This is a genomic window from Streptomyces sp. Ru72, from assembly GCF_002920635.1.
Lineage (GTDB): Bacteria > Actinomycetota > Actinomycetes > Streptomycetales > Streptomycetaceae > Streptomyces.
The window spans coordinates 46,452-56,144 of sequence record NZ_PQSR01000043.1 but is presented as its reverse complement, the minus strand read 5'-3'; the positions used below and the strand labels follow the sequence as shown (position 1 = coordinate 56,144).

Genomic DNA, 9,693 nt, shown 5'->3' with positions numbered 1-9,693 from the left:
ACCCGCTCCGGCAGCGCGGGCATGGCAGGGCCGGACGCCATCGCCGCCTTCTCGACCAACGCTGCGCAGTCGTCCAGGAAGGCCGTGTCGTCGTCACGGGAGATGACGATGAGCAGGTCGTCCGGAGCCACGGACGTCTGCGGTGGCGGGTTGAGCAGGGGGGTTCCTCCTCGCATGATGCCGACGACAGTGGACGTCGAGTAGGACAGCAGAGCGTCCCCGAACGGGCGGCCGGCCAGGCTCGGCTCCTTGATCAGGTAGAACTCGTCGCCGGCGAAGTCGAGGAGTTCCTGGTGGACGAGGGAGAGCCCGGGGCGGCGGGCGGCCTGGACGATCAGTCGGGCGGTGACGGTGTCGCTCTCCAGGACGACGCCGCCCGGTCCCGCGGCGAGACAGGCGGCCAGGCGATACCGGTCGTCCCGGACGGCGGCGACGACGGGCGGACGGGTCTTCTCCCCGGCCAGGGCCGCCCTGAGCGCCAGCAGCGTCTTGACCACCTCGGCGTCGGCGTCGGGCTCGTCCTGGGGCAGAACGAGCACGACACCGGCCGTGGCCGGGCTGGCAAGGGTGAGCACGGCCGGGTCGGTGGTGGGGCCGCTGCGGCAGATCAGCCGCGTACGGCCGACGGGACCCACCTTCGTGCCCAGGGCCTCCTCCATGGCGCTCTTGTCCCGGTCGGCCAACACGGCCACCACCGCGCGCCGCTGGTTGGCGCCCGCGGCCACCAGCTCGCTCACCACCGTGAAGACCTGCTCCGACCACCCGAGGACCACGGCGTGCCCTTTTTCCAGCACGGTGGAACGGCCTCGCCGCAACGCGGTGAGCCGCTCCGTGAGCGCCGTCGTGATCAGGCCCACGAGCGTCGAGACGTACAGCAGAGCGACCAGTGCGAGCAGCACCGACATCGCCACCCGCAGCGGCGCACCCGTCGCGCCTCCCAGCCTCAGGGTGTCCCCGGTGAGGTGCCACACCTGCGCCAGGCGGCCCGTCAGGGACCCGGGCGCGTCGGGGTCGGTCCACACCAGTACCGCACTTGCCGGGACGACGACGGCCAGACACAGCAGGGCCATCCAGCCGACGAGAGCGGAGGCGCCACGGGCCAGTGTCGTGTCGAACCAGTAACGGGCTCTGTCACCGAACCGAGTCCGCCGCTGCGCCACCCTTCCCCCCTCCGTCGCCCCGTACTCCGCGCGGCCTGCGCGCACGGAGTGGGCACGTCTGTGGCAGTGTGGGGGATCCGTCGGGGCGGCCGAGAACGTTCGCGCGGCATTCATCCCTTCGGGTTTCCGGAGCCACCCCCGTCAGCGGACCTGCTGTGACGTCAGGGTTTGTCGCCGTCTTCGCTCCTTCGAGTCAACGCCGGAGCGAAGGGCGGGTGCCCGGCGACGGACGCCACTACAAAGGCCGCCATGACTGAAGATCACTTGGTGGCGCGCCCGAACGGCGGGTTCTCCCGCAGGAGTTTCGCGGCGGCGGCCGGCACCGCCACGGTGGCGACCGCCCTGCCCGGCGGTGTCGCCGCGGCTCTGCCCGCACCGGCCGCCCCGAGCGACGACCGTGGCTCCGACTTCGGCCGGTGCCTCGCCGTCGCACGTGCACTGCTCGTACTGGACTCCGACGACCGCCCTCTCGTCCCGCGTTACCAGCGCGTCCTCCGGGAAGGACTTCCGGCTCAGCGACGGACACGCCCGAAGGACGTCCTGGTCATCGGCGCCGGTCCGGCCGGGCTGGTGACCGCCTGGCTGCTGAAGAGGGCAGGGCACCGGGTGACTGTCCTGGAGGCCAACGGCAACCGTGCGGGCGGACGCATCAAGACGTTCCGGGCCGGCGGCCACGAACACGCCGAGCAACCCTTCGCCGATCCCCGCCAGTACGCCGAAGCGGGTGCGATGCGCATCCCCGGCAGCCATCCCCTGGTGATGGAACTGATCGACCAGTTCGGCCTGAAGAAGCGGCGCTTCCACTACGTGGACGTCGACCACGAGGGACGTCCCGCGGGCCGCACCTGGATCCACGTCAACGGAATCCGCATGCGGCGCGCCGACTACGCCCGCGCGCCCCGGCGCATCAACCGGTCCTTCGGCGTCCCCCGGGCCCACTGGGACATCCCCGCCGCCACCATCCTGCGCTCCGCGCTGGACCCGGTGCGCGACGAGTTCAGTCAGGTCGACCGCGACGGCAAGCGGGTCGACAAGCCGCTTCCGGAGCGGCTGCGGGGCTGGGCCCGTGTGGTGCAGCGGTTCGGTGACTGGTCGATGTTCCGCTTCCTCACCGAGCACGCCGGCCTCGACGAGCGGACCATCGACCTGATCGGCACCCTGGAGAATCTCACCTCACGCCTCCCTCTGTCCTTCATCCACAGCTTCATCGGCTCCTCCCTCATCAGCCCCGACACGCCCTTCTACGAGCTGGAGGGCGGCACGGCCGTACTACCGGACGCCCTCCTGGAACGGGTGCGCAAGGACGTGCGGTTCGACCGCCGTGTGACGCGGATCGAGTACCACCACCCCGATCGCCCGTCGCCGGACACCGAGCACGTGCGGAGCAAGGGCCCGCACGTGTGGGTGGACACCGTGTCCGAGGGCCGTGACGGTCCCGTCGTACGCGAGCAGTTCACCGCGGACGTCGCCGTGGTCACGGTGCCGTTCTCCGGACTGCGCCACGTACAGATCGACCCGCCCGTGTCGTACCGCAAGCGCCGTGCGGTCTGCGAACTGCACTACGACAGCGCCACCAAGGTGCTGCTGGAGTTCAGCCGCCGCTGGTGGGAGTTCGACGAGGCCGACTGGAAGCGCGAGCTCGACGCCGTCGACCCCGGCCTGTACGACGCCTACCGCACCGGCCGCGCCGCCGCGGACGGCAGACTCCTCGGCGCCCATCCCTCCGTGCCCGCCGGGCACGTCACAGCGGGACAGCGGACCCATTACGCCGCCAACCGTGCGATCGCGCGGGACCAGCCGGAGGCGGTCGACGTCGTGGGTGGCGGCTCGGTGTCGGACAACGCCAACCGGTTCATGTTCCATCCCTCGCATCCGGTCCCGGGCAGCGCGGGGGGTGTGGTCCTGGCCTCCTACAGCTGGGCGGACGACGCGCTGCGCTGGGACTCCCTCGACGACGAGGCGCGGTATCCACACGCCCTGTGCGGCCTCCAGCAGGTCTACGGGCAGCGCATCGAGGTCTTCTACACGGGCGCGGGCCGCACGCAGAGCTGGCTGCGCGACCCCTACGCCTACGGGGAGGCGTCCGTGCTCCTGCCCGGCCAGCACACGGAGTTGCTGACCGCCATCCCCGAACCCGAAGGACCGTTGCACTTCGCCGGGGACCATACGTCCGTCAAACCGGCCTGGATCGAGGGAGCCGTGGAGTCCGCAGTGCGTGCCTCCTTGGAGATCCACACCGCGTGAGCCCGGCGACCCGCTGAGCCACGGCGCGGGTGCGGGCCCCGGCGCACCGGCGCCGGGGCCCCCGGCTCTCGCGCTCCGACTTCCTTGAGGTTCCCTTCCGGGGCGGTACGTCGGTGCGTCAGAGGACGTTGACGGCGCTCCAGGCCGCGGCGACGGTGGCGTACTCGGGGCCGGTGGCGCCGTACAGGTCCTTCGCCGCGTTCAGAGTCGCCGTGCGGGCGCCCTTGTAGTCCGTGGTGGAGGTCATGTAGACGGTCAGCGCCCGGTACCAGATGGCCGAGGCCTTCTGGTTGCCGATGCCGGTGACGGTGGAGCCGTTGCAGGTGGGGCTGTTGTAGGAGACTCCGTTGACGGTCTTGGCGCCGCTGCCCTCGCTCGCGAGGTAGAACCAGTGGTTGCCGACGCCCGAGGAGTAGTGCACGTCGAGGCGGCCGACCGACTTCGACCAGCAGTCGGCGGAGCGTCCGTCCAGGGACGGCTTGTCGAAGCGGCGCAGCCACGGCGGGGTGGACTGATCGCTGAAGAGGTAGTCGGGAGTGTCGAACGGGTTGTCGGCGTACCACTCGACCATGGTGCCGAGGATGTCGCTGGTGGCCTCGTTCAGGCCGCCGGACTCACCGCTGTAACGCAGGTTCGCGGTGGCCGAGGTGACGCCGTGGGTCATCTCGTGGCCCATGGTGTCGAGGTCGACCTGCTCCGGATCGGTGGTGCCGTTGCCGTCGCCGGTCATCATGCAGAAGCAGGAGTCCGACCACTGGGCGTTGTCCCAGTTGGTGCCGACGTGGACGAACACGGTGGCGCCGCGGCCGTCGTTCTTGATGCCGTTGCGGCCGAAGGCCGTCTTGTAGTAGTCGAACGTCTCGGCGGTGTTGGCGTGCGCGTCGACGGCGGCGGTGGCGCGGTCGATGGAGAACTTCCTGCCGTCCCCCCAGATGTTGTCGGCGTCGGTGAACAGGGTGCCGGAGGAGCTCTTCAGGGACGAGGACGACAGGTTGTGCGCGTCCTTGGTGATGTGACCGCGCACCGGGTCGATCAGGGCGAAGGTGCCGTCGGCCTGCTGCGTGGTGTCGATGCCGACATCGCCGGTGTACTCGGAGTGGCCGGTTCCGGTCGCCTCGCGCTCCGCGTCGTAGTTCTCGATCGCCGCTCCGGTGGTGGCGTCGGTCACGAAGACCTCGCCGTGCGGCTGGCCCTTGTCGCCCAGGCCCTGGACGGTGGTGCGCCAGGCCAGACGCGGCGTGCCGTCGGCGGCCCACACGATCAGCTCGGGCGTGGACTCGGCCTGCCGCACCAACCCGTGCGAGCGCTTCAGGGCGCCGGCCGCCGTGCCTCTGGCGTCGACAGCGGGAGTGAGGGACTTGAGCGCCACCTTGCGGGCCTTGGCGCGGGTGGAGCCCATGAACGAGCCGTCGCCCTTCTGGTGGACGACGAAGTCGCCTCCGACGACCGTCAGGCCGCGGTAGGTCCGCTCGAAGCGGACGTGCTGGGTGCCGTCGGCGTCGATCACGACGTCCTTCGCATGGAGCGTCTGGCCCGCGCCGAAGCCGAAGGTGTCGGCGTGCCGGGTCACGTTCGCCTTGGCCCGGGATATCGCCGTGTCGCGGGTGGAGGTTTTGTGCTGCGCTGTCTGGGGCTGCGAGTGCGCAGGCATGGCCATCGCACCAGTGGTGATCACGCCGGCGGCGACCATCGCGGAAAGGGCGAGAAGAGGACGGGACATGACGGGGTGATTCCTTCGCTCGTCGTGGGGTGACGACGTCCTTGGACGTTGACGCGAAGTGTTCAACAGGTGACATGTCCCTGACGTGACTTCATCTGGGATATAGCAGCGGAGCTATAGGGCAGGGGGAACCGCGGCCCGGCCCGTCACCTGCCCTCACGGAGGGCGAACTCCTCTCCCCCGGCCTCCCACCAGGCCAGATACCGCGGCCGCTGTCGCACCAGCGACAGATAGGCGGCCAGCAGACGCCCGCACACCGCGTCGGCGAGCTCGGGCGGAACCGATTCCTCGTTCCAGGCCAGGAGCAGCCGCCGGTGGAACGGGACGTCTACGAGCGGCCGCAGCACCGTGCCCGGGGCGGAGACTTCGGCAGTCGGCCATACGCCGCAGACGGCACGCCGGCCGGCGACAAGGATCTGCGCCACGGACAGGTCCGGCGTCACATGGGCGATGCGCGGAGTGAATCCCGCCGACCGGCAGGTGAGATGAAGGTACGCGTGCACGCCGCTCTCGTCGGCCTCCGGCATGACCCAGTCCTCGTCCGCCAGCTCATGGAGGCCGACCATCTCCTGGCGCGCCAGCGGGTGGTCTTCGGCGAGCAGGACGAAGACCGGCTCGCGGAGCAGTGTGCGGACCGCCACCGACTCGCCGACCGGAAGGGGAAAACCGGGGAACTCGCCGAACACCGCGATGTCGCATTTGGACAGGCTCAGCGATTTCACCAGGGTGTGCACGGAACGGCGGGCATCAAGGGTGAGCCGGCGTTCCGGGACGAGTTCGAAGAGGGCTGAGACCAGCAGGGACACCAGAGGGCCGGCGGTTCCGCCCGCTCTCAGCGGCGCGGCGGCCTGTCTGTCCGCTTCCGCCGCCACTCGCGCGTATTCGCGCAGCCGGTCGAAGCCGCCGACGAGGTCACGGGCGCAGCGCAGGACGTACTGGCCGTTCTCGTCCGGCTTCACCCCGTCGGCGCTGCGGATGAAGAGCGGGCCGCCCAGCTCGTGTTCGATCCTCTTCAGCTGGGCGCTCGTCGCCGGCTGAGAGAGCTGCAGCCGTGCGGCGGCCTTGCGGATGCTGCCGGCCTCGGCGACCGTGAGCAGGATACGGAGGTGCCTGAACTCGAGGTGCATGAACATTCCCCGCTCAGCGTCGGGGGACCACTGCAACCCCCGTGACCTGCATAACCAGCTCTCCGACGGCATGGTGACCAAGAACTCCGACGGACCCGTCGGAGCGGCAACCACGGGACGGTAAAACCTCCGTGCGAATGCTACGGCGTGTCCCGGCAGCCACGCACTCCACGTGATGCCGTCGGTCGGGAGCACCGATCCGGCCGCGAGGCTCGCGACCGAAGGCAGGCGCTCGGGAGCGAACGCTCTGGACCGCGGTAACGGAAAGCCGTCCGGATGCGCTGCAAGTCATGAGGGGCGCCGTCCCTCTGGGAGCCGGATGGCGAACGAGGCCGTTTTTGGCGATCGTTACGTTTGTTGGACTATAAAGTCGGCGTAAACCCCTGTGGTTGAGGGATGGCACGGGAGTACGGTTCCGGCGCTCGGCAGTAGGAGATCACGTGCGGCCGTAGGGGCGGCCGCGACTTACGCCGAAGAAGCCGGAGACAGTCCATGGGTGTGTATTCCGCACGGCGCAGACCGCGCCGCGAGGCGGAGAGCGGTGGCAGAAGGGTACTCGCCGCCGTGGCCACCGCACTTCTGATAGCGGGGACGGGACCCGTCGCCGCGTTCGGGGCGAGCGACACGGACTCCAGCCGCCATGAGGTGGCGGGCGAGGAGTCCCATGAGCTGATGGAGTCCCTCGACGCCTTCAACGAGCCGAGGCTCTCGCCCAGCGGCGAGATCGCGCCGGGCGCCTACGCCGACGCCTGGGCGCACATCAAGAACATGCCCGTCAGGTCCGGCAGTTGGTCCGAGGTCACGACCTCGCCTTACAACGAGGACGCACTGCACTACCGTGACCGGTCAGCCTCCAACTCCGGGGGCGGCGCGGGGCACTCGGCAGGCCGGATCGCCGCCCTGGCCACCGATCCGACGCACCAGGGCGTGGTCTACGCGGGCGCAGCGGGCGGCGGCGTGTTCCGCTCCACCGACGACGGGAGAACCTGGACGCCGATCGCCGACCGGCTGCCCGCCCTGTCCGTGGGCGCCCTCGCGGTCGCACCCGACGGCTCGCTGTGGCTGGCCACCGGCGAGGCGACCACCGCCTCCGACAACTACCTGGGCAGCGGCGTCTACCGGCTCGCGGACCCGGCCACCGGCACCTTCAGCGAGAGCGACAAGGTGGGCGGCACGGAACTGGACTCCGCCTCCATCCACACCGTCACCTTCGACAAGGCCGCCGGATACGTCTTCGCGGCCTCCTCGCACGGCGTCTTCCGGCGCCCACTGTCAGCCGGCCAGTCCTCCGCCTGGACGAAGGTCCTCGCCCCGTGCGCGGGCGTCGGCATCAGCGGTGTGAGCTGCGGGGTGGACAGCCACTACGCGGACATCGCCAACGACATCGCCGTACAGCCCGGCAGCGACGGCAGGAGGCTGCTGGCCAACGTCGCCTGGCGCAGCGGCGCCGACTACAACGGCTTCTACTACTCCGACGACGCCGGCACCACCTGGAAGCGCGCCAACCCGACCGGCGCGATCAACCCCGCCGAGATCGGCAACGCCGCCTTCGCGTACGCGGCCGACGGCAGCAGGCTGTACGTGTCGATGGAGTCCCCCAAACTCCTCAACAAGACCTCCGGTTCCGGGGTGTACTCCGTCCTCGCCGGTGTGTACGTCAGCCAGAGCGGCAACGCGAACGGCTCGTTCAAGCAGATCGCGACCTCCTCGTCGCTCTCGGCGTCCGGCTCCGCGATGAAGGTCAACGAGATCGGCTCCGGCTACCAGCCCGGCTCCCAGGCCTGGTACGACCAGGTCATCGCGGTCGACCCCAGCGACCCGAACCACGTCTACCTGGGCCTCGAGGAGATGTTCGAGTCCCGGGACGGCGGGGCGACCTGGAAGGCGATCGGCCGGTACTGGAACTTCGGTATGCCGTGCTTCTCGTACGACCCGGCCGCGAACACCTGCGACGGCGACGTGATGCACTCCGACCAGCACGCCCTCGCCTTCTCGCAGTGGAAGGGCAGCACGCCGGAGGTGTTCGTCGGCAACGACGGCGGTGCCTACGCCCGTCCGACCACGCAGACGACCGCCGGCTGGCGCAACCTCAACGAGTCCGGCACCCTGCGCGACCTCCAGTACTACTCGGTGCGCGCGGGCAGGATGACCGACGGCAGCGGCGACGCCGTCTGGGGCGGCCTGCAGGACAACGGCGTTTCTCTGCTCGCGCCCAAGGGCGCCACCTACCAGGGACAGCAGCTCGACCCGGACGGCGAGATGGTCTCCCCGTTCGGCGGTGACGGCGGCGACCAGCTGGTCAACCCCGCCAACGGCTGCCAGACGGTCGGCGAGTACGTCGACCTCGCCCTGCAGATCACGAACAACTGCGGCTACACCGCGAGCGACGACGGCTCCGAGGACGTCATCACCGACATCGCACCCGGCGACCCCGGCGCCCGCTTCATCGCCCCCTTCAGCGCGGACGAGACCGACCCGAACGGCCTGTGGGTCGCGGGCGGCCAGTACGTCTGGGGCAACACCAAGACCTGGAACAGCACCTCCGGCGCCGACTGGACCAAGCTGTACGACCTGGGCGCCGGCCACTCCGCCTCGGCGGTCGCCAGCCGGGGCCACGTGACGTGGGCGGCCTGGTGCGGCCCCTGCTCGAAGGTCGACGGCACCTTCGGGCGGGGCATCGCCACCGACTACGGCGGCACCTGGCACCAGGTGAACCTGCCCGCCGCCTTCCCGAACCGCTACATCTCCTCTCTAGCCATCGACCCGTCCGACGCCTCCGGCAAGACGGTCTACGCGGTCATCAACGGCTTCTCGCGGCACTGGAACGAGGGCCCCGGCGCCGGCTACGGCCACGTCTGGAAGACCACCGACGGCGGCACGACCTGGACGGACCTCAGCGGCGACCCCGCGGCCACGGACTCCTTCCCGGACGCCCCGGCCAACGCGGCGCTCATCACCAAGAACGGCACCCTCGTGGTCGCCACCGACCTGGGCGTGTTCACCAGCACCTCGACGGGCCACTGGGCGCGCCTGGGCACGAACCTGCCCACCTCGCCGGCGGTCTACCTCTCGCCCAGCCCTGACGGCAGCCAGGTGTACGTGGCCACCCACGGCCGCGGCATCTGGAAGACACAGACGCCGTGAGCCACACCGGATCCTCCGCCGCTGTGCGACGCGTTGCCGGGCACGGCGCAGGACCAAGGTGCCTGATGACCACTCATCGCGGTGCCTTCTGCTCCCTGCGAGCCCGGTGACGGACAGGCCCGACACGGGATGCCCCAGCCAGACCTCTGGCTGGGGCATCCCGCATTCCTGGACGAGAAACGCCCGTCAAGAAGGGTGGCCAGGTCGGTGCCCTCGGGCCGCGTTCTGCGGCCTGTCGCTGGTCGGACGGCCTGGACCCGAACCCGGGGAAGCCGCCCGGCCGCCCTCGGAGGGGGAC

The 9,693-nt window shown here is 70.3% G+C and carries 4 protein-coding genes and 1 pseudogene; 2 read left to right on the top strand and 3 right to left on the bottom strand.

The window, feature by feature from the left end; translation table 11 throughout:
- Window positions 1-1,160, bottom strand: a pseudogene (locus C3488_RS20715) (NAD-binding lipoprotein); the annotation flags it as partial.
- Between the two features lie 249 nt (window positions 1,161-1,409).
- Between C3488_RS20715 and C3488_RS20710 the strand changes: the two are divergent.
- Window positions 1,410-3,404 carry an FAD-dependent oxidoreductase gene (locus C3488_RS20710; RefSeq protein ID WP_103841522.1) on the top strand — a complete coding sequence of 665 codons (1,995 nt, stop codon included), beginning with the start codon at window positions 1,410-1,412 and terminating at the stop codon, window positions 3,402-3,404.
- 118 nt (window positions 3,405-3,522) lie between these two features.
- Here the strand turns inward: C3488_RS20710 and C3488_RS20705 are convergent, their stop codons facing one another.
- The gene (locus tag C3488_RS20705) at window positions 3,523-5,124 is read right to left on the bottom strand and encodes a M4 family metallopeptidase (protein ID WP_103841520.1); all 1,602 of its coding nucleotides are present in this window, start codon (window positions 5,122-5,124) and stop codon (window positions 3,523-3,525) included.
- A gap of 146 nt (window positions 5,125-5,270) precedes the next feature.
- The gene (locus C3488_RS20700) at window positions 5,271-6,251 is read right to left on the bottom strand and encodes a LysR family transcriptional regulator (RefSeq protein ID WP_181139109.1); all 981 of its coding nucleotides are present in this window, start codon (window positions 6,249-6,251) and stop codon (window positions 5,271-5,273) included.
- Between the two features lie 564 nt (window positions 6,252-6,815).
- On the opposite strand from C3488_RS20700, the gene C3488_RS20695 reads away from it, so the two are divergent.
- Window positions 6,816-9,395: a glycosyl hydrolase gene (locus C3488_RS20695; RefSeq protein ID WP_103841516.1), complete on the top strand. Its 2,580-nt coding sequence runs from the start codon at window positions 6,816-6,818 to the stop codon at window positions 9,393-9,395.
- Window positions 9,396-9,693: the final 298 nt, after the last annotated feature.

Bases quoted from the DNA above. Each gene is read 5' to 3' on its own strand.
- C3488_RS20710 (WP_103841522.1), top strand. From the start codon at position 1,410: ATGACTGAAGATCACTTGGTGGCGCGCCCGAACGGCGGGTTCTCCCGC.
- C3488_RS20700 (WP_181139109.1), bottom strand. From the start codon at position 6,251: ATGCACCTCGAGTTCAGGCACCTCCGTATCCTGCTCACGGTCGCCGAG.
- C3488_RS20705 (WP_103841520.1), bottom strand. From the start codon at position 5,124: ATGTCCCGTCCTCTTCTCGCCCTTTCCGCGATGGTCGCCGCCGGCGTG.